Origin of the sequence: Mesorhizobium sp. M8A.F.Ca.ET.208.01.1.1 (genome assembly GCF_004791315.1) — a bacterium.
Lineage (GTDB): Bacteria > Pseudomonadota > Alphaproteobacteria > Rhizobiales > Rhizobiaceae > Mesorhizobium.
Genome location: NZ_SRUT01000159.1, coordinates 1 through 346, shown reverse-complemented (window position 1 = coordinate 346; position 346 = coordinate 1). Strand labels below are relative to the sequence as shown.

The window sequence follows — 346 nt, the reverse complement described above, 5'->3', positions numbered from 1 at the left end:
CGCGCGACGGTGGCGGCTCGGCCGACAATTTCCGCCCGTTCCGCCTGGAATTGATGCGCGGCGAGCTCGAGCCGGACGTCTTCACCCTGGTGCTGCGCGAGAACGACGACGTCGCGGCCTTGCGCGAAGAGCTTGCCTCGGCTAAGGACGCCGCGGCAGCCTCCGAAGTGGCCAAGGGTCGTTTCCTGGCGGTGGTCAGCCATGAGCTGCGCACGCCGCTCAACGCCATCATCGGCTTCTCCGACATGCTGCTGCACGAAATGTTCGGCGCCTTCCGCGACCCGCGGCAGAAGGAATATGTCGGGCTGGTCAGGGAGTCCGGCCAGCATCTTCTGTCAGTCGTCAC

1 protein-coding gene is annotated in these 346 nt (G+C 66.2%); it reads left to right on the top strand.

Going from position 1 to position 346, the window contains the following annotated elements; all coding sequences use genetic code 11:
* The coding region (locus EN851_RS34710) for a histidine kinase dimerization/phospho-acceptor domain-containing protein (RefSeq protein WP_281041124.1) at positions 1-346 on the top strand (346 nt) is incomplete at both ends.